A 24,642-nucleotide genomic window follows, 5' to 3' on the forward strand; every position below is an offset into this window, starting at 1 on the left:
TCAAAAATTAACAAAAAGTTAAGTTCAAAAATGTATAGATTGAACGAAAATGATTATCTGTGATTATTTACGATTGAATATGATTGCAAATTGATTTTTTGAGTGCTATATTTTAATCAAGAAATCACAAATTAACATTTTTGCTCAAGGAGATTATGAATGCTGACTGAAGAGAGAAGAGCACGTATTGTTGAGATTGTAAATGAGAAGAAAGCGGTTTCCGTTAATGAGCTGATAGAGCTTCTGGATACATCTGCAGCGACAATTCGCCGAGATATAAGCGCACTTGACCGTTCACGTAAACTGATCAAGGTATTCGGAGGAGCGACCGCATTATCTTCAAGGGATGTAGATACCAAAGAAGATGCGGTAAAGATGAAGGCTCGCAAGAACGTGCAGGAAAAAGACAGCATAAGTAAGTTTGCTGCAGAGCTGATAGAAGATGATGATTTTGTTTATATAGATGCGGGTACGACAACACTTGCAATGATCGATTATCTGACCAATCACAATGCAAAGTACATCACAAACGGTGTTGTTCATGCAAGACGTCTTATGGATAAAGGATTTGAGACCATAATGATCGGAGGAAGGCTCAAAGCTTCAACGGAAGCGGCAGTCGGACCCGATTGCGTTGAGTTTATTCGCAAATATCACTTTACGAAAGCTTTTATGGGTACAAACGGAATCTCGGTTCACGCAGGCTTTACAACACCTGATGTTGACGAAGCGATGATAAAGACGGCAGCAATTGAGCATGCGTACAGGTCTTATGTACTTGCGGATCATACCAAGTTTAATAAGGTCAATTCCGTGACTTTTGCAGACATAAAGGAATGCAGCATTATTACAGACAGACTTACGGCAAAAGAATATGTGAACCACACAGAGGTACTTATCTGTTGCAAGTAAAGATGGAGGATTATTGATGATTTATACGGTTACTTTTAACCCGGCGCTTGATTATGTAGTAAGAATGGACGGAGATCTGCTTCCCGGCATGACTAACCGCTCTACAAGTGAAGAGTACTACTATGGCGGGAAGGGCATAAATGTATCCATGGTATTGTCGGAACTTGGATTTAAGAGTACGGCTTTAGGATTTGTGGCAGGCTTTATAGGACGCGCCATTGATGATGGCGTTAAGGCAGCAGGCATTGATACCGATTTCATTCAGCTTAAGGAAGGAATCTCCCGGGTCAATGTCAAGATTAAGGCAGTAGCTGAAACAGAGATAAACGCTCAGGGACCAAAGATCGATGAAGAGTCGCAAAAAGAGCTTTTTGACAAGCTCTCTAAGCTCAAAGAAGGAGATCTTTTGATACTGGCGGGATCTATCCCGAGCTCACTTCCGGATGACGTATATGAAAGAATTCTTTCAATGCTTGACGGAAAAGGAATAGAGTTCGTTGTTGATGCGACAAAAGATCTGCTCACAAATGTTCTTAAGTATCATCCGTTCCTTATTAAGCCCAATAATTTTGAACTTGGTGAGATCATAGGGAAGACACTCAAAACGGATGATGAGATATATGAAGGCGCGGTCCGTCTTCAGGAGATGGGAGCAAGAAATGTTCTTATCTCGATGGCGGGTGACGGAGCGATGCTGGTTGATGAAAATGGCTTGAAATATCGCATCGGAGTTCCTAAGGGAACAGTCAGAAATTCAGTTGGTGCGGGAGATTCTATGGTGGCAGGTTTTGTAGCAGGTTATTTAAAAACAAAGAATTACGAAACTGCCCTGAAAATGGGAACGGCTGCAGGTTCGGCAACGGCATTCTCGGATGGCCTTGCAAAGGCTGCAGATATTGAGAAGGTTTTAAAGGAACTTTAAACATGTAATTTGTTTTTTAGGAGGTATTATGAGAATTACAGAGTTTATCGATCCCAGGGGGATCAAACTTCAGACAAAAGTGTCTGATCAGAATGAAGCAATCGACCAGCTTATCGCACTTCATGAATCGGCCGAAAATCTTATAGATGTATCGGGATTTAAGAAAGCAATCCTTGATCGCGAGGCTAAGGGTTCTACAGCAATCGGAAACGGAATTGCGGTTCCGCACGGTAAATCAGCATCGGTTAAAAAAGCAGGACTTGTGGCAATTACTTGTCCCGATGGTGTTGATTATAAGGCGCTTGACGGAAAGCCGAGCAATCTTTTGTTCATGATAGCCGCACCTGAGAACGGCGCAGATACACACCTTGAGGTACTTTCAAAGCTCATGGGAATGCTTATGGACGGAGCGTTCTGCAAGAAACTTGTAGAAGCTAAGTCTGTTGATGAGTTCCTTAAGCTCATTGATTCAAAGGAAACAGAGAAAGATGCGCAGAGCGGAGCAGCTAAGTCTGAAGCATCTTCTAAAGCAGGTAAAAAGATTGTTGCCGTTACAGCTTGTCCTACAGGTATTGCACATACATTTATGGCTGCCGAGGCTCTTGAGCTTAAGGCAAAAGAACTCGGAATTACATTTAGAGTTGAAAAAGACGGTTCAGGCGGAGCAAAGGATCCTCTTACTTCAAAAGAGATAGAAGAGGCAGATGCCGTAATCGTTGCATGTGATAAAAATATAGATATGAGCCAGTTTGACGGCAAGAAGGTTGTTTTGGCATCAACAAAGGACGCCATTCACACTCCCGAAAAGCTTTTTGAAAAGGCTGAGACAGCTTCTGTATATCACCATACGGGAGCAGTTGTTAAAAAGTCTGATGACGCAAATGAGTCAGTGGGACGTAAGCTCTACAAGCACCTTATGAACGGTGTTTCACATATGCTTCCGTTCGTTATTGGCGGCGGTATTCTTATCGCCATCGCATTTTTGCTTGATGATTATTCAATAGATCCAAGCAGTTTCGGTACAAACACACCCGTAGCTGCATGGTTTAAGACAATAGGCGGAGCGGCATTTGGATTCATGCTTCCGATACTTGCGGGATTTATCGCTATGTCAATTGCGGACAGACCGGGTCTTGCCGTTGGTTTTGTAGGTGGATACCTTGCATCAACGGGCGCAACGTTTGCAAATCCCGGAGGAGATATCCCTTCTGCATTCCTTGGAGCACTTGTTGCAGGTTTCGTATCGGGTTATCTGGTTCTCTGGCTTGAAAAGATATGTAACAAGCTTCCGCAGTCTCTTGAGGGAATAAAGCCTGTTCTTATCTATCCTCTTGCGGGAATTACAATGGTAGGTCTTGTTATGTGCGCTATCAATCCTATAGTCGGTGCGCTTAATAACTGGATTTCAGGCGTGCTTACAGGTATGAGCAGCGGTTCTATAATCGCACTCGGTATCCTTCTCGGAGCAATGATGGCAACAGATATGGGTGGCCCTCTCAACAAGGCAGCATACGTATTTGGTACAGCAGCTCTTGCTCAGCAGAATGAGACAGGCTGGATGATCATGGCAGCAGTTATGGTAGGCGGTATGGTTCCTCCTATCGCGATTGCTCTTGCTACACTTATCTTCCCTAAGAAGTTTACAGTAGCAGAGAGAAAAGCAGGTCCCGTAAACTTTATCATGGGATTCTGTTTCATCACAGAGGGTGCTATCCCTTATGCGGCAGCTGATCCCTTCCGTGTAATTCCTTCACTTATGGTTGGATCGGGTGTTGCGGGTGCTCTTTCAATGGCATTTAAGTGCACACTTATGGCGCCTCACGGCGGAATCTTCGTATTCCCTGTAGTAGGCAACTGGGCTCTTTATCTTGTTGCACTTGCAGCAGGCTCAATTGTAAGCTGCATTTTGCTCGGAGTACTTAAGAAGACAGTTGAAGATTAAAAGGAGAAAAAATAATGGTTTCAAAAACAGTAAAGATCGTAAATGAACAGGGAATGCATATGCGTCCTGCGACAGTTTTCAGTCAGGCTATGATGCACTACACGGCAGAGGTTAATCTTTGCGCAAACGGTTCAAAGTATGACGGAAAGAGTGTAATGATGCTTATGGCGGCTTGCATTAAGTGCGGCGCTGAAGTTGAGATCACTTGCGACGGTCCTGATGAAGAAGAGGCTCTTGCAAAAGCTGTAGAACTCATTGAGAGCGGACTTGGAGATTGATTGGAGGTTGGAATCTATGTATAAAGGCATAGAAGCATCCAGAGGAATTGGCATTGGCAGTATCTGCCTTATTACGGATCATGATCTGTCATTTGAAGCTAAACATATAGAAGATACAGAAGCAGAGAAAAACAGGCTGGGCGCGGCTGTTGAGGCTTTAAAAGTCAAGACGGCCGCCATGGCTGAAAATATCAGAAAGAACATAGGCCCCAAGGAAGCGGAGATCATGGAAGGTCATATTGCTATGATGACCGATCCTGCGTTGTCAGGTGAGATGAACAAGATGATCGATGCGGGGCAGTGTGCGGAGGCTGCGGTTACTGCGGTCTGCGACATGTTCATCGGCATGTTCTCCAAGATGGAAGATGATATGATGCGTCAGCGTGCGTCTGATATCTCGGATGTGAAGACAGGGCTGTTAAAGGGACTTCTTGGAATAGAAGATGTTGATATAAGTAAGGTTCCTCAGGGAACTGTGCTTGTAGCGCATGACCTTACACCTTCCATGACTTCACAGATAGTAAAAGAGAATGTTGTCGGAATCATCACTGAAGTTGGCGGAAAGACTTCACATTCCGCTATTCTTGCAAGGGCGCTTGAGATTCCTGCAGTTATTTCGGTTCCCGGTATAACGGAACAGGTAAAAGATAAAGACACGGCCGTCGTTGATGGCACAGAGGGTGTTGTATATATCAATCCCGACGGGGAGATAGTTTCCAAATATGTTATCAAGAGGGAAGAATATATACGCGCACAGGCTGAGCTTGAGAGTTTCAGGGGGAAAGAAACTCTTACGGCGGACGGAAAGAAAGTCGAGCTTTTCTGCAATATAGGTACGCCCAAAGATGCCAAGAAAGCGATAGAGTGTGACGGCGAGGGTATAGGTCTTTTCCGCTCGGAGTTTCTGTTCATGGATAAGTCGCATCTGCCTTCCGAGGATGAGCAGTTCGAGGCTTACAAAGAAGCTGTTGAGATCATGAATGGCAAGACTGTCATCATACGTACTCTTGATATCGGCGGAGATAAGGAAATACCGTATCTTGGGCTTGAGAAGGAGGAGAATCCTTTCCTTGGTTACAGGGCAGTAAGATATTGTCTTGCAAATCCTGAAATTTACAAGACACAGCTTCGCGGAATCCTTCGCGCAAGTGCGTTTGGTAAGGCCAAAATCATGGTACCGCTTGTTACCTGTGTCGATGAGATACGTGCGGTAAAAGAGCTTGTTGAAGAATGCAAGAAAGAGCTTAAGGCCGAGGGAACCTATTTTGATGAAAAGATAGAAGTCGGATGCATGGTAGAGACGGCAGCAGCTTCGCTTATAGCCGATATGCTTGCAAAAGAGGCGGATTTCTTTTCAATAGGAACCAACGATCTTACACAGTACACTATGAGTGTCGATCGCGGAAATGCCAAGGTTGCATATCTTTATTCGGCATTCCAGCCTGCGGTTCTTCGCTCGATAAAGAATATAATCGAAGCCGGAAAGGCAGCAGGAATTCCTGTGGGAATGTGCGGCGAGGCGGCAGCAGATCCGCTTATGATACCGCTCCTTATTTCTTTCGGACTCGATGAATACAGTGTAAACTCAGTCCTCGTACTGACCGCACGCGGCATCATCTCGAAGTGGTCAAAGGCCGATGCGGATGCTTTGGCGAAAGAAGTGCTTGCGCTTTCTACGGAGGCAGAAGTTGTGGCAGCGCTTAAGGCAGCAGCAAGATAATATTGAAACTTGTGATGCTGCATAATATTGTAGCTTCGTTGATGTGATGCGTTGATTAGAGCAATCATTCGAAATGGATGGTTGCTCTTTTTGTGGTATAGTGGAAATATGTTTGATTATTAACGGAGGAGATAACATGACTATTGCAGTATTATCAGACATCCACGGAAATCATGTTGCACTTGAGAAGTGCTTAGATTATTTGAAAAATAAGGATATAGATACATATTGTTTTCTTGGAGATTATACGGGAGAGTTTCCGGGCATAGAGAAGGTGATGGAAACTCTTTATGATCTTAAGAAAAATAAAAATTGTTTTTTTCTGAGAGGAAATAAAGAGAACTATCAATTGGAAGATCTTGGAAAGGCGCATCCTGAGTGGGATGCTTATCCAAGTACTATAGGATTGCTTCGTTATGCAAATGCTCATCTTACCAAAAAGGATGTTGAGTTTTTTAACAGCCTTCCCATTACAATGACAATTAAGAATGAAGGCTTGCCTGATATTGTGATTTGCCATGGCTCGCCAAGGAAAGTAAACGAGAAATTTGCGATCAATGAGCAGAGCTTGAATGAAGTTGCCTATGAGACAGATGCGGATTACATTGTCTGTGGTCACACTCACATTAAGATGGAAAAGGAATGTGGCACAACGCATATTTGGAATCCCGGATCGGTGGGAGCTTCTATTGATGTGCCGTATAGTCATCGGTTTATGCTCTTGCACGGTGTCGGAGGTAAATGGGAGCCTGAGTTTGTTTCGCTTGAGGCAGATATTGATCTTATAATTTCAGAAATGAAAAAAGCGGGATTGTATGAGACGGCGCCTTATTGGACAAAGTTCACGGAACTTCTTGTTACGGGCAAGTGCGGTAAATATACGCATGCAGGTTTACTTGGAAGAGCAATGGATCTTTGCAACAGGAAGTATGGAAAATGCGATTGGCCGCAAGTTCCTGAGGAGTGCATGGCTGAAGCGTTTGATGAGATATGTGGAAGTTTGAGCTAAGACACAAAAATAACCGCCCATTGTCACGGCCATGACTGAGCGGCTATATAACAGCTTAAAATGGTGACTAACCGTCTATCGGTAGCACTTTTTTATCATATTAGCATTGAGGCAAATAATAGTCAATCGGTGTGTGTTGATGCTTTATATTAAAATTAAGAACTAAGAATATATAGATGAGGAATTTTAGCTATGGATTTAACTACAATTGAAAATTTGAATATAGATCGCGTGATTAGGCGCGGAACGGCCCAGATAATCGAAAGAGCAGAAGATGTGATATTGCTTAAGGATACGGAGAGCAAGGCGCTTATGCTGGCTTGTGATGATGTGGCAAAAGGAATTGAAATCTTAGAGCGGAATAACGGAGAAGAGAAGCCGCTTATAATGATATCTAACGCGGAACTTGGTCGTAAGGCTGCCGAGAAATTTGGGTATGAAGGTGTTATGGAGTGTTATCAGATGGCGTATCTGTTAAAAGAGCTGCCGACAGCAGATGATGTGCTTGAGTATAGGATTGCAACAATGGAAAATTTTCCTCTGATATCACAAGAATATAAACTTGTAAGTGAAGACGAGCTAAAAGAGCTTATCGAACGAGAAAATATCATCATGGGATATGAGAACGGCGAAGCTGTTGGCTTTATCGGAGAACATATGGAAGGAAGCATTGGGCTCTTGCAAGTGCTTGAAAAGCATAGGCGAAAGGGCTATGGGATTTCACTTGAAAAAGAAATGATTCGCCGAACAATCGCTAAAGGTTATGTACCTTTCGGCCAGGTGGTTGTTGATAATACAGCATCATTGGAACTTCAGAAAAAGCTTGGCTTAACCAAGTCTGAGGGAACTATATTCTGGATGTGGTAAAGAGGGAGAAGAAGCAGGCACAAGGCCTGTGGTTTTTAAGCTGGAACAAATTCTAGATTAATAGGAGCGAGAGATGAAAATATTACTGTTTTGTTGTAAGGGATTTGAAATGCTTGAGTTTGCGCCGTTTTATGACGTGGCGGGCTGGGCGAAGAGCGAATATGGCTATGATGTTGAGCTTGAAACTTGCGGATTTGAGTGCGAGGTATCAAGTGCATTCTGGGGAACAAAGATTAATACTGATAAACTCATAGATGAAATAAATGTCGATGATTATGATGCGCTCGCAATTCCGGGAGGAGATCATAATTACGGATTCTTCGAAGAAGCTTATGATGAGAGATTTCTTGAACTTATACGTAGGTTTAACGATAGCAAGAAAACCATCGCGAGCATTTGCGTAGGTGCACTTCCTATAGGAAAGAGCGGCGCGCTTGCCGGAAGAAAAGGTACAACATACCATCTGTGCGATGCATACAGGCAGAAAGAGCTCGCGGGATTTGGCGTTAATGTGATAAACGAACCTGTCGTGATCGATGACAATATAATAACATCTTACTGTCCGCAGACGGCTCCACAGGTTGCTTTTGAACTGATTGAAAGACTTATCGGAGAAGATAAAACAAACGTTATAAGATCAGGTATGGGATATATCTAAGGGAACAAATAGTCGCATCCATAGCGGAGAGCTTTTTATTTGATAGGGATTTTCTATCAAATGAAATAGCGTTTCATTACACTTAATGTCGAAAAAAGTTTATATTTAGTGTATGATTAAATGATTAGCGAATCACGTTTTTTAGATAAAAAGGAGACAAGTGTATGAAGAGACTCTTTAACGAAGGTTGGAAGTTTTGGAAGTCTGAATATGGCACGGGATACGAGACTGCCGTAAAGAGTGCGGATGAGTTTTCGGGTGTCTTGCTTCCACATGATTGGATGATTGAGGATCCTCATAATCTGTATAGCACCAATACCGGGTGGTACTGCAACAAGTTTGAAGTTGCGGATCCGGATAAAAAGACATTTTTTATATTTGACGGTATCTATGTGGACAGCATTGTATATATAAACGGACAGGAAGCCGGAGAGTGGAAGAACGGATACACGCAGTTTGTGCTTGATGTCTCTGATTATGTGAAAAAAGGCGAGAATGATATTTATGTAGGCGTTAGATGCAGGTACCCCAGCTCCAGATGGTACTCGGGCGCCGGCATATACAGAAATGTTTGGATAGATGAACTGGACGACACATATATACCTGAGAACGGTGTTTATGTGCACTCTGAGAAAGAGAAAGATGCTTTCAAACTCACAATACAGACTGAGGTTATTGGTGTAGATGCTGACGAGGCAGAAATCTCGTACAAACTTACAGATGGTGAAGGCAAAGAAGTTGTATCGGCCGGAATTCAAAATATTGATAGCGAAGAAAAATCGGATGCAGTGCATGAAAAGAGAAGTTTGACCGGTTTCAGCGAGATTTCTTTTTCCATAAACAATCCAAAATTATGGAGCCCTGAGAATCCAAACCTCTATAAACTTGAGGTTGCATTAGCGATAGAAGGAAAGTGCATTCAGAAAAAAGAGATTAATATCGGTTTTAAGGATCTTAAGTTTGATCCTGCAGAAGGCCTTTTTGTAAACGGAGAGTATACCAAGCTTAATGGTGTTTGCATACACCACGATCTCGGTGCATTTGGAGTTGCTTTTAACAAGAATGCAATGAGAAGACGTCTTTATCAGTTCAAAGATCTTGGAGTGAATGCAATAAGACTTACGCACAATGTATATGCTCCGGAACTTCTTGACCTTGCGGATGAGATGGGATTCCTTGTCATTTCGGAAGCGTTTGATATGTGGGAGAAAGCAAAGACCGAGTATGACTATGCGCAGTTCTGGGAAGAATGGCATGAGAAAGATGCGGAGAGCTGGGTAAAGCGCGACAGAAATCATGTGAGTGTTCTCATGTGGAGTATCGGAAATGAAATCTATGACACTCATGCGTCAGAGCGCGGTGTGGAGATAACAAAAGAGCTCAGAGGGCTCGTCAGAAAATTTGATCCTTTAAAGAATGCCCTTGTTACATCGGGTTCAAATTATATGCCGTGGGAAAACGCCCAGAAATGTGCAGATGAACTGGAAGTTGTAGGCTACAACTATGCAGAGAGACTGTATGAGAAACATCACGAGAAGCATCCCGACTGGATCATATACGGAAGTGAGACTTATTCACTGGTTCAGAGCAGAAACGTATATCATTTCCCGCTTGGTGAAAAGATATTGATGGATACGGATCTTCAGTGCTCGTCTCTTGGAAACAGCACGACCGGTTGGGGCGCCGAGAGCTTTGAGTATGCAATCTGCAATGACAGAGATCTTAAGTATTCGCTTGGCCAGTTTGTCTGGACGGGCTATGACTATATTGGCGAGCCTACGCCTTATCAGACCAAGAATTCATACTTTGGACTTATTGATACTGCAGGATTTCGAAAGGATGCTTATTATGTATGGAAATCAGCGTGGGTGAGCTGCGAGAAAGATCCGTTTGTACATGTATTTCCGTACTGGGATTTTAATGAAGGGCAGCGCATAGATGTAAGAGTGGCAAGCAATTGCTGCAAGGTGGAGCTGTTCCTAAACGGAAAGAGCCTCGGCGCGCAGGAACTTAGTAATAAACCCGGAAGCGGAAATCATATCATGGCTGATTACAGCGTGATATATGAAAAAGGAACACTTGAAGCAGTGGCATATGATGAGACCGGAAATGTGATTGCAAGGGATGAAAGGAAATCCTTTGGGGATGTGGCTTTGCTTAAAATAAAGGCAGATGCGGAGAATACATTCGGCGATCTTGTTTTTGCGGAGATAAGTGCTTATGATGCTGACGGCAATCCTGTAGAAAATGCAAATGATTATGTGCACGTTTCTGTAAAGGGCGGAAAGCTGATCGGGCTTGATAACGGTGACAGTACCGATTATGACAGATACCAAGCCGATACCAGAAGACTTTTTGGCGGAAAACTTCTTGCAATTGTAAAGGCTGACAAGGAAGGGACTCCGGTTAAGGTTGATGCAGAGCTGTCGCAAAAGACAGATATCAGGTCGATCAAGCTCTTTTCCGAAAGGGGACAGAAATTAAGTCCTGATGTGAAGACAACTGTTGTTACGGCAGAAATCTTCCCTGCAAGTGCAACTGCGCTGGATCTTAAATTCAGGGTGCTCAACAGAAAAGGAAAAGAAACAAAGCTTGCAACGGTAAGTGTAGACGGCAACAGAGCTGAGATCACTGCGGTTTCGGATGGCTGTTTTAAACTTAGGTGCGAAGCATATAACGGCGCAGATTCGGCGAAAGTAATCTCAGAGCTTGATTTCTCGGCCAAGGGAATCGGAGACTTTGTTGCAGACGGCACTGAGAAAGAGCTTAGAACCTACACGGAAATAATTGCTCCTGATGCAGACTCAATCTACGGCGACAGCTTCTTGAGACTAAATGATATTGTGCAGGGCATTGGAAACAATGTCACTGTGGGATTTGGCGTTCTTGATTTCGGAGACGAAGGAGCAACCTGCATTGATATAACCGGAAGAGCCATAAAGGGTGCCAATACAATACATCTTCGTTTCTATGATGAAGAGAGCGGAAATGAAGAGAGGGAAATACTTGAGTTTCCAAAGAGTTCCGATTATACGACAAAGACTTTTTCTATAGGAAAAAGAACCGGAAAATGGGATGTGTCGTTCATCTTCCTGCCTGGAAGCTATTTCGACTTTAAGTCGTTTATTTTCAGAAAATGATTGCAGATTGAAGTAATGCTTATTACGTAAATCCTGCGTACAATAATGGCTTATATGACTACAAAATGTCCGTGTATCGCGGACATTTGTTTTTTTATACAATAAAACAACTTAAACCAATTAAGATTTGAGCAATATTATACATTGTTTTTGAAAGTCTCTTATGTTAAGTTGTGATTATAATTTTTTGTACTTTACTATGAAAAAGTGGGAAGGATAAATAAATATGGCACAGCTTTGGGGAGGCAGATTCACCGGCAGTATCAATGAACTGGCTTGGAATTTTAATGCATCCATCAGTTTTGACAAGAGGTTTTTGGAACAGGATGTAAGAGGCAGCAAGGCACATGCAACTATGCTTGCCAAACAGAACATCATTTCCGAAGAAGAGAAGAAGCTCATAACTGAGGGACTTGATTCTATATTAGAGGACGTTAAGTCCGGGAAACTTGAAATTACCAGCAAATATGAGGACATTCACAGTTTCCTCGAGGCTAATCTTATAGACAGGGTCGGAGACGCAGGAAAAAAGGTCCACACGGGACGAAGCAGAAACGATCAGGTCGCTCTTGATATGAGACTTTATGCGAGAGGCGAAGTTGAGCACATGGCAGATCTTTTGAACAATATGCTCGTTACGCTTCTTGATATTATGAAAGCGAACACCGAGACTTATATGCCCGGTTTTACGCATCTTCAGAAAGCACAACCCGTTACACTTGCACACCACGTAGGTGCATATTTTGAAATGTTTAAAAGAGACCTTCTCAGGATGAAGGATATAAGAGAGAGGATGAACTATTGTCCGCTCGGAGCCGGAGCGCTTGCGGGAACGACATATCCGCTTGACAGAGATTATACGGCGCAGCTCCTTGATTTCTACGGACCGACATTAAACAGCATGGATTCCGTATCGGACAGAGATTATCTTATTGAATTCCTTGCAGCTCTTTCAACTGTAATGATGCATCTTTCGAGATTCAGCGAAGAGATCATCATCTGGAATTCAAATGAATACAGATTTGTGGATATTGATGACGCTTATTCGACAGGAAGCAGCATCATGCCGCAGAAGAAGAACCCCGATATTGCGGAGCTTGTAAGAGGTAAGACCGGAAGAGTTTACGGAGACCTTATGTCGCTTCTTACAACCATGAAGGGAATTCCGCTTGCATACAACAAGGATATGCAGGAGGACAAAGAGGCTGCGTTTGATGCCATCGATACGGCTTCAAATTGCCTGACTCTTTTTACCGACATGTTAAGGACACTTAAGTTCAACAAAGAGAACATGGAAAAGAGTGCGATGATGGGCTTTACAAATGCCACTGATGCGGCAGATTACCTTGTTGTTAAGGGGATGCCTTTCAGAGATGCACATTCCGTTATCGGAAGACTTGTTCTTCATTGCATAGACAAGAAGTGTGCGATAGACGATCTTAAGTTAGATGAACTTAAGAGCTTTTCGGAGCTTTTTGACGAGGATATCTATGATGCGATCAGTCTTGAAACTTGTGTAAACAAGAGGCTTACGGTCGGAGCACCGAGCCCTGTAGTAATGAAAAAAGTAATTGATGTTAATGAAGCTTTTTTAAAAGAATTTAAGCTTTAATATATTTTAGGAGAATCTTAGGAGGACATTATGAGCGAGAAATTGAAGGTTGCAGTACTTGGCGGAACAGGAATGGTAGGACAGAGATTTATTGATATTATCAAGGATCATCCCTGGTTTGAAGTTACAACAATTGCTGCAAGCCCCAGAAGTGCAGGACAGACATACGAAGAGGCTGTAGGAAACAGATGGAAGATGGACGGACCTATTCCTGATTCTATCAAGAATATCGTTATCAAGGACGTTACTGATGTAAAGGGAGTTTCAGAGGACGTTGACTTTGTTCTTTCAGCAGTAAACATGTCAAAGGACGAGATCAAGGCTATCGAGGAAGAGTATGCTAAGACAGAGACTCCTGTAGTTTCTAACAACAGCGCACACAGATGGACTCCCGATGTTCCTATGATCATCCCTGAGATCAACCCTGAGCATATGGATGTTATCGAGTTCCAGAAAAAGAGACTCGGAACAACAAAGGGATTCATCGCAGTTAAGCCCAACTGCTCAATCCAGAGCTATACACCCGCTCTTACAGCTTGGAAGGAGTTCGAGCCTTATGAGGTAGTTGCTACAACATACCAGGCTATTTCAGGAGCAGGAAAGAACTTTGATGAGTGGCCGGAGATGGTTGGAAATGTTATTCCTTTCATTTCAGGTGAGGAAGAGAAGTCAGAGAAAGAGCCCCTCAGAATCTGGGGTAAGGTTGAGAATGGTGTTATCGTTCCTGCCGATGACGTTAAGATCACATGCCAGTGCATCAGAATTCCTGTACTTTACGGACATACAGCAGCTGCTTTTGTTAAGTTCAAGAAGAATCCTACAAAGGAACAGCTTATCGAGAAGCTTGAGAAATTCTCAGGACTTCCTCAGCAGCTTAATCTTCCCAGCGCTCCCAAGCAGTTTATTCAGTATATGCAGGAAGATAACAGACCTCAGATCACACTTGACGTTAACTATGAGAACGGTATGGGTGTAAGCATCGGACGTATCCGTGAGGATTCTGTTTATGATTGGAAGTTTGTAGGTCTTTCACACAATACACTTCGCGGCGCTGCAGGCGGAGCGGTTGAGTGTGCAGAGCTCTTGAAGGCAAGTGGATATATTAACAAAAAGTGATAGGTTATGGAAGAACAGAGGCAGGATGATTTAAATTTTTTAAACAGATACTATGAGAGTGGTTTGTCCAATATTCTTGTTGTCTACGGACACAGGAATATTGAACAGGACTCCTTTCTTTTGAAATTCATGGAAAACAGGAAGAGTTTTTTTTATTCGGCGCGCTCTGCGTCGTCAGGAGAACAGCTCAGACTGTGGACCGATGAATTAAAAAACGATGGGATATCTGCGGGAAAAATAGAAAGTTATTACGATCTGTTTAGTGCCTGTGCAGATTCCGCGGGAAGAGCTCCTGTTATTTTTGTGATCAGAAATTTTGAGAACATATTAAAGGCAGATGCGACGTTCATGGATCAGCTGACAGGTTATCTTGAAAAGAACGGCAAGTTCAAACAGGTTCTTGTTCTTCTTGTAAGTTCGGATGTCAACTGGGTTGAAAACAGTATGGTGGCAAGCCTTGGGAATCTTGCGGCAAATATAGCGGGATTCAGAAAAATCAAACCGCTTCCTTTTTCTGCACTCAGGTCTTTTTATCCCAATATGTCTTACAAGGACGCTGTGCTGACTTATTCGGTACTTGGCGGACAGACAGGGCTTTGGAGATATTTTGACGATTCACTTTCATTTAAAGAGAACGTTTGTAAGAATATTTTAAACAAGAATTCTTTTCTCTACGGCGAAGCTTTGAGACTTACGTCGGAAAACCTCAGGGAGACTGCGGTCTATCACACGATTCTTTCCGTGATGGCACGCGGTATCAACAAGCTCAATGATATTTATCATGAGACGGGATTCTCAAGAGCAAAGATTTCTGTTTACCTCAAGACTTTGATAAATCATGATTTTGCTTATAAGGCATATTCATTCGGAAATGTCGGAAGAGAAAATGTAGTGAAGGGAGTGTACAAGATTGCCGATCCCTTCCTGGATTTTTACTTCAGATTTATCTTCCCGAATGAAAGTAATCTTATGCGGATGCCTGCCGAAAGATTTTATGATATATTTATATCTGCAGGAATTCAAAATTATGCTACGGAACATTTTAAGTCCGTTTGCCGCGAGTATATCTTGCACAGCGAAGAGAGAGGTCTTTTTCCTTTTGAGATCGAAGACGAAGGAGAATGGCTCGGTAAAGAGGGTAACCTCGATATTATTGTCCAGAGCGATGTGGGAGATACGGCAATCGGAATGTGCTGTTGGCAGAGACAGGCTACACATGATGACCTATTAAGCATAGAGTCCTGCGCAAAAAAAGCAAGACTTGAGGGAGATTATTACTATCTCTTTTCGACTGTGGGATTCGATGCGTGGTTGCAGGATGCGGCCATGAAGCCCGATAGTAAGATACGGTTGATTGGGATAGACGAACTTACGAATGGCTAAACAGGTTTATATAGCGGAAAAACCGAGTGTTGCCCAGGCTTTTGCCTCGGCAATGAAAATAAATTTTACCAGGAGAGATGGTTATCTTGAGTCAGATACCGCCATTGTTACATGGTGTGTCGGACACTTGGTAACCATGAGCTATCCTGAGGTCTATGACGAAAAATACAAAAGGTGGTCTTTGGACACACTTCCATTTATTCCGGAAACTTTTAAATATGAGGTTATCGGAAATGTCTCAAAACAATTCAAGATTGTAAAAGAACTGCTGAACAGAGAAGATGTAGACACGATATATATCTGTACCGACTCGGGGCGAGAGGGTGAATATATATATCGTCTTGTTGATATGCAGGCAAATGTAAAAGATAAGAAGCGAAAGAGAGTATGGATTGATTCCCAGACGGAAGACGAGATTTTGCGCGGAATCAGGGAAGCGAAGGATGACAGCGAGTACGATAATCTCGGAGCATCCGCGTTCCTTAGGGCAAAAGAGGATTACCTTATGGGTATCAATTTCTCGAGAGCTCTTACCTTGAAATATGCGTATTCTATCAAGAACTATCTCAATATAGATAAGTGCGTTGTATCCGTGGGACGTGTAATGACCTGCGTTTTGGGTATTGTCGTTGAAAGGGAGAGGGAGATAAGAGAATTTGTTAAGACTCCTTTTTACCGCGTTATTTCAAAGGTTGATATTGCGGGTAAAAAATGCGACGCGGAGTGGAGAGTAACTGATGACTCCAAGTATAACGGCTCTTTTGACCTGTACAGTGAGAAAGGTTTTAAGACCGAGGAGGGCGCGAATAAGCTGATCGCATCGCTTGGAGAGACTCCGGTCAGTGCGTCCGTACTTAAATGTGAGAAGAAAAAAGAAGCCAAGAATCCGCCTCTTTTGTATAATCTTGCGGAGCTTCAGAATGACTGCTCAAGGTTTTTTAAGATAAGTCCGGATGAAACGCTTGCGGTTGCACAGGAGCTTTATGAGAAGAAGCTTACGACTTATCCCAGAACGGATGCCAGAGTTATGTCATCGGCTATTGCAAAGGTGATCGATAAGAATATCAACGGACTTTCTGCATATGCTCCATGTGCGATATTTGCAAAGGCGATATTGCAGCACGAGGCGTATAAAGGGATTGAGAAGACTAGGTACGTAAACGACAAGGCAATCACCGACCATTATGCGATTATTCCTACGGGACAGGGACTTTCGGCGCTTCAGGGGCTGAGTCCTACATCCGCCAAGGTTTATGAGATAATAGTAAGGAGGTTCCTGGCTGTCTTTTACCCGCCTGCGAATTATCAGAAGGTTGCGCTTGAACTTGCGATGGACAATAAGGAAGAAGAGGGCAAGAAAGAGCACTTTTTTGCAAACTTTAAGATACTTACCCAGAAGGGTTATCTTCACGTGATGGATTACTCGTTCTTTAAGGATAAAGATAAGGGTAAAAAAGCCGACGATGAAAAAGAAAACGAAGGTGAGGATGAGACAGTAACAGATGAGGAGCTCTTTGAACACCTTCAGAAGCTTAAGAAGAACGATGTTCTGAGTGCTGAATCTTTTGAGCTTAAAGAGGGGGAGACGACTCCGCCCAAACGTTATAATTCCGGTACGATGATCCTTACAATGGAGAATGCGGGACAGTTTATCGAGGATGAGGAGCTACGAGCACAGATAAAGGGCTCGGGAATCGGAACGAGTGCTACGAGAGCCGGAATTCTTACAAAGCTTGTCAATATAAAGTATCTTAATCTTAATAAGAAGACGCAGATAATAACACCGACGCAGCTCGGGGAGATGATATATGAGACGGTTGCATGTTCCATGAAACCGATGCTCAATCCCGCACTTACCGCAAGCTGGGAGAAGGGACTTACGGGCGTTGCGGAAGGCAGTATTTCCGAAAAAGAATATATGGATAAGCTTGATGATTTTGTCAGCAAGAGGACAAATCTTGTAAAGCAAAATGATTACAGAAGGCTGCTGCTTTCAAGGTTTGACTATGTTTCGACCAATTATAAAAAGGCTGAGACAAAGAAAAGTTCAGCCAAGAAGACTACGAAAAAGAAGGCGGCAAAAGAGGCTACAGCAAAAGAGACTACGGTAGAAGGCTCAAACGAAGCATCAACCGGTAATGAATAAATTATATAAAAACATGGTAACGGAGGCGTAAAATGGAAGAATTTAAGATTTCTAATATGTATGATCTTAATGAGACAATTGCGGCAGATTATATGAAGACTAAGGAGTATCCGTGGGAACTTCTTGCAGGGATCAAGGACTATATCATAGAGCTTGGAAATAAGCTTCCTGCAGATAAGTTTGAGAAGCGCGGTGAGAATGTATGGATTGCAAAGAGCGCAAAGGTGTTTGACTCTGCTTACATCGGCGGACCCTGCATTATCGATGAGGATGCGGAAGTAAGACAGTGCGCATTCATAAGAGGAAGCGCAATTGTCGGAAAAGGCGCGGTTGTAGGAAATTCTACTGAGCTTAAGAATGTTATTCTTTTTAATAAAGTTCAGGTTCCTCATTACAACTATGTCGGAGACTCTATTCTTGGCTTTAAGTCTCACATGGGAGCAGGTTCGATCACATCAAACGTAAAGAGCGACAAGAAGCTTATTGTTGTAAAGAACGGTGCAGACGATAAGGTTGAGACAGGCCTTAAGAAGATGGGAGCAATGCTCGGAGACAACGTTGAAGTCGGATGTAATTCTGTTCTTAATCCCGGAACGGTTATCGGCAGATGGTGTAATATTTATCCGCTTTCATCGGTAAGAGGATGCATTCCTGCGCATCATATCTTTAAAGATAAGGACCATATCGTTAAGAAGATCGAAGAATAAATATTCCGTTAAAAATATAACATTGGCATTGAAATATACATGAATTTATGCCAAAATAAGTTTTGGCGGATTGTTGTTCGCCGTCTCTGACCGTGCCCGGCTAGCACATTTTTTATGGTCAGTCTAAATTACAGGTAGTTAGTAAGTAATGGTTCATTACTTTACAATATGAAAGGAGATTTTCACATGATTTACTCAACAGAGGTAAAGAATATGTGTCCCGTAACACAAGGGGTACATCATGGCGCTGCGCCTATTCCTGAAGAGGCTAAGTGGGTTCAGTCCAAAGAGGTTAAGGACATTTCCGGCTATACACACGGTATTGGTTGGTGTGCACCTCAGCAGGGTTGCTGCAAGCTTTCACTTAATGTTAAGGAAGGTATCATTCAGGAGGCACTCGTAGAGACAATCGGATGCTCAGGAATGACACATTCAGCAGCTATGGCATCTGAGATTCTTCCCGGACTTACAGTTCTCGAAGCTCTTAACACAGACCTTGTTTGTGATGCTATCAATACTGCTATGAGAGAGCTCTTCCTTCAGATCGTATACGGAAGAACTCAGTCTGCATTCTCAGAGGACGGACTTCAGATTGGTGCAGGTCTTGAGGATCTTGGTAAGGGTACACGTTCAATGGTTGGTACAACTTACGGAACACTTGACAAAGGACCTCGTTATCTTGAGCTTACTGATGGTTACATCACAGAGGTTGCTCTTGATGAGAACGACGAGATTATCGGATACAAGTATGTTAACTTCGGCAAGATGATGGACTTCATCAAGGCCGGTGATGACGCTAACACAGCAATGGAGAAGGCTAAGGGTCAGTACGGACGTGTTGCTGATGCTGCTAGATTCATTGATCCCAGAAAAGAGTAATTAAGGTAAGGAGGAATTTAAAATGGCTTTATTTGAATCATATGAAAGAAGAGAGCCCCAGATCCTGGCTTGCCTTAAGGAGTATGGGATTTCTTCAATAGAAGAGTGTAAAGATATTACAATGGCTGCAGGCATCGATGTTTACAACCTTATCGAGGGCATTCAGCCTATCTGCTTTGAGAACGCTAAGTGGGCTTACACAGTAGGTGCCGCTATCGCAATCAAGAAAGGATGCCGCAAGGCTTCTGAGGCTGCTGCTGCAATCGGTATCGGTCTTCAGGCTTTCTGTATTCCCGGATCAGTTGCTGACCGCCGTAAGGTAGGTCTTGGACACGGTAACCTTGGAAAGATGCTTCTTGAAGAGGATACAGAGTGCTTCGCATTCCTTGCAGGTCACGAGTCATTCGCTGCTGCTGAGGGTGCTATCGGTATCGCTGAGAAGGCTAACAAGGTTCGTCAGAAACCTCTCAGAGTTATTCTTAACGGTCTTGGAAAAGACGCAGCTCAGATTATTTCTCGTATCAACGGTTTCACATATGTTGAGACTCAGTACGATTACTACACAGGCGAGGTAAAGGAAGTATTCAGAAAGTGCTACTCTAAGGATGCTAACTCACCTCGTGCAAAGGTTAACTGCTACGGCGCTAACGACGTACAGGAAGGTGTTGCTATCATGTGGAAGGAGAACGTTGACGTATCTATCACAGGTAACTCAACAAATCCTACAAGATTCCAGCACCCTGTTGCAGGAACATACAAGAAGGAGCGTACAGAGGCCGGCAAGAAGTACTTCTCAGTTGCTTCAGGCGGCGGTACAGGACGTACACTTCACCCTGATAACATGGCAGCAGGCCCTGCTTCTTATGGTATGACAGATACTATGGGACGTATGCACTCAGATGCTCAGTTCGCAGGATCTTCATCAGTTCCCGCTCACGTTGAGATGATGGGTCTTATCGGCGCAGGTAACAACCCGATGGTTGGTATGACTGTTTCTACAGCCGTTTCAATCGAAGAGGCTGCTAAGGCTGGTAAATTCTGACCTCAATCACTTAGCGAGGTTTTTTCGAGCTTAGTGAGTGTGGTCGTTCGATTTCGCACATCGTGCGAAAGTCGAACATACCCCTTTCACTTAATGAGACGTAGTCGAATTTAGTGAGCGTGGTCGTTCGGGCGAGTGCTTTGCACGAGAGCCGAACTTCCATATTAAGCCAGATAGCTGACTAAAATAACAAGGTCGGTTCTGTTTCACACAGAACCGACTTTTTCTTTGCGAAACCCAGTCTTTTTTTGACTTTGCGGCGCTTCAGTGTTATTATTTTCGCATGTCATAGGCTCTTTTTTATGGCTTGAAAGGAAAGTTTTATATGATTCAGATTACTTACATGGGGATGTTTGCTTTTATTACTATATGCTGGATCGTTGCAAGATTAATATGTGCCAGAGTTAATAAAAGTGTAAATATAAAATATGAATTGAAACTTTTGACTGTATATGCCTGTATCGTTGTTATTGCAAGATATGTATATTTTCCGTTTCAGCTTGAAAACGGTCACATAACACCTGTTATTTTTGACATTCATAAGGCATATCCGTTTAAATGCAATTTCAAGATGTTTCTTTTTCTGGAGCAGAAATATGCAGGTTATAAGATAAACATACTGGGAAACATTGCGATGTTTGTACCTGTGGGAATTGTGTTGCCTTTCTGCTTTAAGAATCTAAATAATATAATAAAAGTTACTTTGGTTGGATTATGTTGTACGCTTTTTATTGAGATATCCCAGCTGCCTTTATATCAAAGGCGCACCGATATCGACGATGTGTTGCTTAATACAATAGGAGTGTTTATCGGGGCTTTGGTTTATTTTGAAGCAAGAGCGGTATATGAATTTATTAAAGAAGACAGAAAAGACTCTAAGATGATCGCTGAAAACTGATCGTAGGAGAGTAGTTTTTACAAAATAAGAAACGCCTGCAAAACGTTGATTTTGCAGGCGTGATTTTTATAATGATTATTTGATCATATCGGGATAGTTATAATAGAATTCTTCGTTGAATTCCTGTTCGTACTTGTTTGCGTATTTCATAGCACTGTGCAGAGCGCCGTCTGTGTTGTCTGTGTAGTATCCGACTGTGAAATAGAGCCACTCGGGATCGCTTGCAAGATCTTTTAAGTTCTCAATTTTTTCCTCAAATTCATCTTCGGTACAGGTTGTTGATATGATCGCGAACTCGTCACCTGATGAGCGATAGATATAATCGTTCTGGAATACCTCTTTTAGCACCTTTCCGGCTTCTTTAAGAAGGGTATTTCCTACATCGTGACCCTTTTTCTCATTGACGGTCTTAAGCGTGTTGAGATAGCAGAATGCAACGCTGAACGGAGCCGGAGCAAGCTTTAACTGTGCTGACAGCTCATCGACCATGTTGTTCATGGCAGTTCTGTTATATACGCCTGTTCTTGAATCAATAAGGCTAAGGCTTCTTAATCTCTCTATAAGGAGATGGTGGGCAGCTTCTGAGGAAACAAATATAGACATAAGAGTTATAGCCTCTTTTATATTGTCTATATTCGATGTATCAAAGTTTGTGAGATACATATAGCCGATGATTGTATTCTGATGAATGAATGGAATGAGACATAGTGATTCGACTCCGTTTTCTTTAAGGGTTTCTACCCATTTCGGAGAGCGTTTTGCATAATATTCCATGTCGTCGCTGTTTTTTATTATTATAGAATCGTTTTCCAGGATCATTTCTTCCCAGGATTCAACTATTTCATAGGGAATTTTGTCAAAAACATTCTGAAGGACAATCTCATTGTTTCTCACACTTTCGCCAATAACGTCAAATCTGTAAAGGTCTCTTGAAATAGTCATGATGCATGAAGCATAGGAATCGGTGAATTCTCTTAGATCTTTTGCAACGTTATTCATGCTTGAGCGAAAATCTTCACCTTTGCGCATGTGAAGACAAGTCTTTATTATGAATGCCGAGAGATCGGGCGGTAATTCTTTTTCTTCAAAATGATCAAATAATGTGTCGAGTGACATTGTATACCTCCAAAATGCTTTCTGCCGCGTCCCTGCGGAGCTTATAAGGAAGTGCAGATTAAATCAATATTCCTTATATATATTATCCTTAAAACGATGAATAATCAAACAATAAAGTGTGAAAAATAATAAATAAAAAATTAAGGAATTGCATATATATCGGGCTTTTAGGAGGAATTTATCAAATGCGTATCAAAATGTTCAGCGTCTCATGTCGGGATGTCTTTCATAGAATTCGTTTTTGTCCTGATACATTCGCTCGTCTGCGTATCTCATTGCAAGCTCTAAAGGGCCTGAACCGCCATCGTGATAGTATCCTACTGCAAAGCACAGTTTGTTGGGATCGCTGGTGAGCTCGCGTAGTTTCTTTATCTTTTCCTCAAATTCGCGCTCGGTACTGTGCGTTGAGATAATGGAAAACTCGTCGCCACCTGCCCTGTAGATATTGTCATCTTTAAAGATGTCTTTGAGAATATCGGCTGCGGCGGCAATAAGCTTATCACCGGCATCGTGTCCCTGATTGTCGTTTACTATCTTAAGACCGTTGATATCGCAAAAAGCAACAGAGAACGGCATTGGATTAAATTTGAATTTGATCGAAAATTCTTCAACATCGGCATTCATGCAGTTTCTGTTCTTTACACCCGTAAGAATATCTATATTGCTAAGGTATTCGAGTCTTTCAAGGAACAGATGGTTTGCAACCTCGGCTGATAAGAAGAATGATAAGAGCTCGAGCATTTCTTTGGCTTTTGTCATTAAACGGATATCAAAGTTAGAAATATATAAATAACCAATGATGGAGTTTTGGCGCAAAAAAGGTACGAGACAAAGATTGAACACATTACTGGCCCTTAGTGTTTTTACCCACGCAGGTGCTTGTGTCTCATAGTAGTTTAGATCGTCTTCGTTTTTTATGATTATCGCATTTGTGTGCTTAAGCAGCATTTCCCAGCTGGCAACCGTAGAGAAAGGAATATGAGAGAAGATTTCTTTTATACTTACATTATCTACCGTGGAGCCGCTGATAACTTCGTATTTTTCAAGGTCACTCTGGTATGACATTACGCTCGCACCATAGGCACCTGTATACTCTCTGATGTAATCCGTAACAAGCTGCATACTGGAATAGAAATCATTTTCACTTTGGAGCTCGAGACAGGCTTTAATGATAAAAGAAGCAATATCGGGAGATACTGCGGAAAACTTATTTACATCCATCTCTTTGTTGAGGGTGTATATAAAAAGGCAATAAGCAACATCCGGATCTTTTTCGTCATCGCTTACAGCGACAGGGAGGAAGAAGTCTTCGGTCCAGTAGCCGTACATTTTGGTTGTATCTACATAAGTATGGAGAGGTTCTTTTTTCCAGGCAGATTTAAAACAGGCGTCCTCAAATTTGGGCTCCTTTTGCACGTTTATTGTGTATAGTGCGCCTTCTACCTTGGATTCGACTTCTTTTAATTTTTCTTCCAGACTTTTATCTGATGTTTCATCTTGAAAAAACAGGGCGACACAGTCATTGGTGAACGAAGTGTTTATTGCAAAATAGCGCAGTTCGCCGCAATTTCCATGTTCGTCTTTTTTTACCGATATAACGGTTGCAGAAAGAGGTATAGAATTTACTGATACTTTAAGTTTGGTATAAAGCTCACGATTCATATGCATATATCCTTTCCCCTATTAATATATGATAACCGCGATTCAATTAATAATCAAATGATATAGCGATAAAAAATCAATAAACCAATTAGGACCTAATATGGCCAAGATATAAATAGCTTTTTTGCCTAAAAAACTGTATAATACGAGTAATACTAGGGAGGAAGGGGGCATCTATGGATTTTATTTCTACACCGGCCGGTTATTGGCTGATAATCACTGTTGTATTTGCATTAATTGAACTTGCAACCGTAGGACTTGTGACAATTTGGTTCGCGGCAGGCAGTTTTGTAGCGATGATACTTGCGCTCATAGGGGCAGGTATTCCGGTTCAGATTGCTGTTTTTGTGCTTGTTTCAGTCATATGCATTGCGGCGGTAAGACCTCTTGCAACCAAGCATTTCAATAATAAGCTGACCAAGACCAACATTGATTCGGTTATCGGTAAGAAACTTATTGTAAAGACTAAGATCGATAATATGAATGAGAGCGGTAAGGTTGAGCTTGAGGGTTCAATTTGGCTTGCAAGGTCGATTGATGACAACATCATTATTTCCGAAGGAGAGGAAGTTGTAGTTGAGAAAATCGTCGGAAATAAGCTGATGGTAAAAAAAGTAACTGATTAAAAAATAA

Annotated in this window: 20 protein-coding genes; 18 read left to right on the plus strand and 2 right to left on the minus strand. The window is 42.3% G+C overall.

Annotation, left to right across the window (positions count from 1 at the left end):
- Positions 1-159: 159 nt before the first annotated feature.
- From BM398_RS10825 to BM398_RS10905, 17 genes are all read left to right on the plus strand, one after another.
- Entirely contained in the window at positions 160-912 is a 753-nt protein-coding gene (locus BM398_RS10825; RefSeq protein WP_092337686.1) for a DeoR/GlpR family DNA-binding transcription regulator, read from the plus strand.
- A gap of 16 nt (positions 913-928) precedes the next feature.
- The gene (gene pfkB / locus BM398_RS10830) at positions 929-1,834 is read left to right on the plus strand and encodes a 1-phosphofructokinase (protein ID WP_092337687.1); all 906 of its coding nucleotides are present in this window, start codon (positions 929-931) and stop codon (positions 1,832-1,834) included.
- A 28-nt stretch (positions 1,835-1,862) separates the two neighbouring features.
- Complete coding sequence (locus tag BM398_RS10835) at positions 1,863-3,776, plus strand: PTS fructose transporter subunit IIABC (protein ID WP_092337688.1); 1,914 nt, start codon at positions 1,863-1,865, stop codon at positions 3,774-3,776.
- A 14-nt stretch (positions 3,777-3,790) separates the two neighbouring features.
- Positions 3,791-4,054 (plus strand): HPr family phosphocarrier protein, encoded by a 264-nt coding sequence (locus BM398_RS10840; RefSeq protein WP_092337689.1) that lies wholly within the window; start codon positions 3,791-3,793, stop codon positions 4,052-4,054.
- 16 nt (positions 4,055-4,070) lie between these two features.
- Positions 4,071-5,774: a phosphoenolpyruvate--protein phosphotransferase gene (gene ptsP, locus BM398_RS10845; RefSeq protein WP_092337690.1), complete on the plus strand. Its 1,704-nt coding sequence runs from the start codon at positions 4,071-4,073 to the stop codon at positions 5,772-5,774.
- 136 nt (positions 5,775-5,910) lie between these two features.
- Positions 5,911-6,783 (plus strand): metallophosphoesterase family protein, encoded by an 873-nt coding sequence (locus BM398_RS10850; RefSeq protein ID WP_175531914.1) that lies wholly within the window; start codon positions 5,911-5,913, stop codon positions 6,781-6,783.
- A gap of 192 nt (positions 6,784-6,975) precedes the next feature.
- Positions 6,976-7,650 carry a GNAT family N-acetyltransferase gene (locus tag BM398_RS10855; protein ID WP_092337692.1) on the plus strand — a complete coding sequence of 225 codons (675 nt, stop codon included), beginning with the start codon at positions 6,976-6,978 and terminating at the stop codon, positions 7,648-7,650.
- A 73-nt stretch (positions 7,651-7,723) separates the two neighbouring features.
- Positions 7,724-8,308, plus strand: coding sequence for a DJ-1/PfpI family protein (locus tag BM398_RS10860; protein ID WP_092337693.1), 585 nt, complete (start codon positions 7,724-7,726; stop codon positions 8,306-8,308).
- 164 nt (positions 8,309-8,472) lie between these two features.
- Positions 8,473-11,448, plus strand: a complete 2,976-nt coding sequence (locus BM398_RS10865; protein WP_092337694.1) for a glycoside hydrolase family 2 TIM barrel-domain containing protein — start codon at positions 8,473-8,475, stop codon at positions 11,446-11,448.
- Positions 11,449-11,674: 226 nt separating this feature from the next.
- Complete coding sequence (gene argH / locus BM398_RS10870; protein WP_092337695.1) at positions 11,675-13,060, plus strand: argininosuccinate lyase; 1,386 nt, start codon at positions 11,675-11,677, stop codon at positions 13,058-13,060.
- A gap of 30 nt (positions 13,061-13,090) precedes the next feature.
- Positions 13,091-14,176 carry an aspartate-semialdehyde dehydrogenase gene (asd, locus tag BM398_RS10875; protein ID WP_092337696.1) on the plus strand — a complete coding sequence of 362 codons (1,086 nt, stop codon included), beginning with the start codon at positions 13,091-13,093 and terminating at the stop codon, positions 14,174-14,176.
- A 6-nt stretch (positions 14,177-14,182) separates the two neighbouring features.
- Positions 14,183-15,559: an ATP-binding protein gene (locus BM398_RS10880; RefSeq protein WP_092337697.1), complete on the plus strand. Its 1,377-nt coding sequence runs from the start codon at positions 14,183-14,185 to the stop codon at positions 15,557-15,559.
- A complete protein-coding gene (locus tag BM398_RS10885) occupies positions 15,552-17,705 on the plus strand; it encodes a DNA topoisomerase (RefSeq protein WP_092337698.1) in 2,154 nt (717 codons plus the stop codon). The genes BM398_RS10880 and BM398_RS10885 overlap by 8 nt, the downstream gene beginning before the upstream one ends.
- 32 nt (positions 17,706-17,737) lie before the next feature.
- Positions 17,738-18,412 (plus strand): LbetaH domain-containing protein, encoded by a 675-nt coding sequence (locus tag BM398_RS10890; protein WP_092337699.1) that lies wholly within the window; start codon positions 17,738-17,740, stop codon positions 18,410-18,412.
- Between the two features lie 186 nt (positions 18,413-18,598).
- On the plus strand, positions 18,599-19,291 hold the full coding sequence (locus BM398_RS10895; protein ID WP_092337700.1) for an iron-sulfur cluster assembly scaffold protein: 693 nt from the start codon (positions 18,599-18,601) through the stop codon (positions 19,289-19,291).
- A 22-nt stretch (positions 19,292-19,313) separates the two neighbouring features.
- Positions 19,314-20,333 (plus strand): GGGtGRT protein, encoded by a 1,020-nt coding sequence (locus tag BM398_RS10900; RefSeq protein ID WP_026654450.1) that lies wholly within the window; start codon positions 19,314-19,316, stop codon positions 20,331-20,333.
- Between the two features lie 325 nt (positions 20,334-20,658).
- Positions 20,659-21,231: a VanZ family protein gene (locus BM398_RS10905; protein ID WP_092337701.1), complete on the plus strand. Its 573-nt coding sequence runs from the start codon at positions 20,659-20,661 to the stop codon at positions 21,229-21,231.
- A gap of 75 nt (positions 21,232-21,306) precedes the next feature.
- Here BM398_RS10905 and BM398_RS10910 read toward each other — a convergent pair whose 3' ends face one another.
- Together BM398_RS10910 and BM398_RS10915 are read right to left on the minus strand one after the other, a co-directional pair.
- Positions 21,307-22,347, minus strand: a complete 1,041-nt coding sequence (locus BM398_RS10910) for a GGDEF domain-containing protein (protein ID WP_092337702.1) — start codon at positions 22,345-22,347, stop codon at positions 21,307-21,309.
- A 201-nt stretch (positions 22,348-22,548) separates the two neighbouring features.
- Positions 22,549-24,009: a GGDEF domain-containing protein gene (locus BM398_RS10915; protein ID WP_175531915.1), complete on the minus strand. Its 1,461-nt coding sequence runs from the start codon at positions 24,007-24,009 to the stop codon at positions 22,549-22,551.
- A 176-nt stretch (positions 24,010-24,185) separates the two neighbouring features.
- Here BM398_RS10915 and BM398_RS10920 point away from each other — a divergent pair, with 176 nt between their 5' ends.
- Positions 24,186-24,635, plus strand: coding sequence for an NfeD family protein (locus BM398_RS10920; protein ID WP_092337704.1), 450 nt, complete (start codon positions 24,186-24,188; stop codon positions 24,633-24,635).
- The last annotated feature ends 7 nt before the right edge of the window (positions 24,636-24,642 follow it).

Origin of the sequence: Butyrivibrio sp. M55 (assembly GCF_900116865.1) — a bacterium.
GTDB lineage: Bacteria > Bacillota > Clostridia > Lachnospirales > Lachnospiraceae > Butyrivibrio.

Coding starts and splice junctions, on each gene's coding strand:
- BM398_RS10825 (WP_092337686.1), top strand. CDS start 160: ATGCTGACTGAAGAGAGAAGAGCACGTATTGTTGAGATTGTAAATGAG.
- pfkB (WP_092337687.1), top strand. CDS start 929: ATGATTTATACGGTTACTTTTAACCCGGCGCTTGATTATGTAGTAAGA.
- BM398_RS10835 (WP_092337688.1), top strand. CDS start 1,863: ATGAGAATTACAGAGTTTATCGATCCCAGGGGGATCAAACTTCAGACA.
- BM398_RS10840 (WP_092337689.1), top strand. CDS start 3,791: ATGGTTTCAAAAACAGTAAAGATCGTAAATGAACAGGGAATGCATATG.
- ptsP (WP_092337690.1), top strand. CDS start 4,071: ATGTATAAAGGCATAGAAGCATCCAGAGGAATTGGCATTGGCAGTATC.
- BM398_RS10850 (WP_175531914.1), top strand. CDS start 5,911: ATGACTATTGCAGTATTATCAGACATCCACGGAAATCATGTTGCACTT.
- BM398_RS10855 (WP_092337692.1), top strand. CDS start 6,976: ATGGATTTAACTACAATTGAAAATTTGAATATAGATCGCGTGATTAGG.
- BM398_RS10860 (WP_092337693.1), top strand. CDS start 7,724: ATGAAAATATTACTGTTTTGTTGTAAGGGATTTGAAATGCTTGAGTTT.
- BM398_RS10865 (WP_092337694.1), top strand. CDS start 8,473: ATGAAGAGACTCTTTAACGAAGGTTGGAAGTTTTGGAAGTCTGAATAT.
- argH (WP_092337695.1), top strand. CDS start 11,675: ATGGCACAGCTTTGGGGAGGCAGATTCACCGGCAGTATCAATGAACTG.
- asd (WP_092337696.1), top strand. CDS start 13,091: ATGAGCGAGAAATTGAAGGTTGCAGTACTTGGCGGAACAGGAATGGTA.
- BM398_RS10880 (WP_092337697.1), top strand. CDS start 14,183: ATGGAAGAACAGAGGCAGGATGATTTAAATTTTTTAAACAGATACTAT.
- BM398_RS10885 (WP_092337698.1), top strand. CDS start 15,552: ATGGCTAAACAGGTTTATATAGCGGAAAAACCGAGTGTTGCCCAGGCT.
- BM398_RS10890 (WP_092337699.1), top strand. CDS start 17,738: ATGGAAGAATTTAAGATTTCTAATATGTATGATCTTAATGAGACAATT.
- BM398_RS10895 (WP_092337700.1), top strand. CDS start 18,599: ATGATTTACTCAACAGAGGTAAAGAATATGTGTCCCGTAACACAAGGG.
- BM398_RS10900 (WP_026654450.1), top strand. CDS start 19,314: ATGGCTTTATTTGAATCATATGAAAGAAGAGAGCCCCAGATCCTGGCT.
- BM398_RS10905 (WP_092337701.1), top strand. CDS start 20,659: ATGATTCAGATTACTTACATGGGGATGTTTGCTTTTATTACTATATGC.
- BM398_RS10910 (WP_092337702.1), bottom strand. CDS start 22,347: ATGTCACTCGACACATTATTTGATCATTTTGAAGAAAAAGAATTACCG.
- BM398_RS10915 (WP_175531915.1), bottom strand. CDS start 24,009: ATGAATCGTGAGCTTTATACCAAACTTAAAGTATCAGTAAATTCTATA.
- BM398_RS10920 (WP_092337704.1), top strand. CDS start 24,186: ATGGATTTTATTTCTACACCGGCCGGTTATTGGCTGATAATCACTGTT.